Source organism: Neomesorhizobium albiziae (assembly GCF_900114255.1).
Taxonomy (GTDB): Bacteria; Pseudomonadota; Alphaproteobacteria; order Rhizobiales; family Rhizobiaceae; genus Neomesorhizobium; species Neomesorhizobium albiziae.
Window position 1 is genome coordinate 1 of sequence record NZ_FOSL01000090.1, and the last position, 1,324, is coordinate 1,324.

Below are 1,324 nucleotides of genomic sequence, written 5' to 3' on the forward strand. Positions count from 1 at the left end.
ACGCCCGAAGATCAGCTGATGCTGCAGTTCCAGGGCATGATCGCCGAGTACGAACGGGCCCAGATTCTCGAACGCTCCCGCCGCGGCAAGCGTCACCGCGCCAAAGCCGGCGAGGTCTCGGTGCTTGGTGGGGGCCCCTATGGCTATCGCTACATCCGCAAGACGCCCGAGACGCCGGCGCGTTACGAGATCGACGCCGCCGAGGCGGCAGTGGTACGGCTGATATTCGACAAATACACGGTCGAGGGCCTGAGCATCGGCGCCATCGCCCGGCTGCTGCGGGAAATGGCCCCGCCGACACGCAAGCGCGTGACCCGCTGGGAACGTTCGGTCGTGTGGGGCATGTTGCGCAATCCCGCCTATAAGGGCACCGCCTGCTTCAACAAGACGAAGGTCGGGCCACGGCAAAAGGTGACGAAGCCATTCCGCCTGTCGGGTCGGGCGGTTCATGGCGAAAAGACCTGTGCGCACGAGCGGCCGCGCGAGGAATGGATCGAGATACCGGTCCCCGCCCTTGTCAGCGAAGAGACCTTCGCCTTAGCGGCGGAACACCTGGCCGACAACAAGCGCTTCGCGCCGCGGCGCACCATTGAGCCCAGCATCGTGCAGGGCCTGGTGTCATGCAAGAAATGCGGCTACGCATTGTCACGCACGTCGAGCCGGAGCTCGGTCCGCAAAATCCATTATTACCGCTGCCTGGGTTCGGATGGCTGGCGCCATCTCGGCGGATCCGTCTGCGACAGCCGCCCGATCCGCCAGGACCTGCTCGACCACATCGTGTGGCAGGAGGTGATGCGGTTGATCGAAGATCCGGGGCTCATCACCGCCGAGCTCGACCGTCGCCTCGATGCGGCTCGTACGGCTGAGCCGACGAAGAAACGGCAGGAGGCTGTCGAACGCGACCTCACACGCCTCGGCAAAAGCCTGGAACGCCTGCTGACCGCCTATCAGGAAGACCTCCTGTCGTTGGACGAGCTGCGCTCTCGCATGCCTGAACTGCGGGCCCGCGAACAGGCATTGAAGGCCGAGTTGCAGACGATCCTCGATCAGGCCGCGGACCGGATGGCGGTCCTGCGTTTGGCCGAGACATTGACCGCTTTCCTTCAACGACTACGCCAATCGGCAGAAACCTTGGACATCAGCGACCGCCAGAAAATCGTCCGCTTGCTGGTCAAGGAGGTCTTGGTGGATGGCGACACCATCACCATCCGCCACTCGATCCCCGCGCGCCCGGCCATGCCTTCGAACGGCAGCGATCCGCTGCCTTCTAACGGCAAATTGCCCACCCCCGACCAAAGTTACCTTTTGCGTTCAGGGAGTAAGC

General features: G+C 63.7%; 1 protein-coding gene. It reads left to right on the forward strand.

Annotation, left to right across the window (positions count from 1 at the left end; translation table 11 throughout):
- Positions 1-18 precede the first annotated feature (18 nt).
- On the forward strand, positions 19-1,324 hold a 1,306-nt coding region (locus tag F3H98_RS30925), incomplete at its 3' end, for a recombinase family protein (protein WP_244622031.1).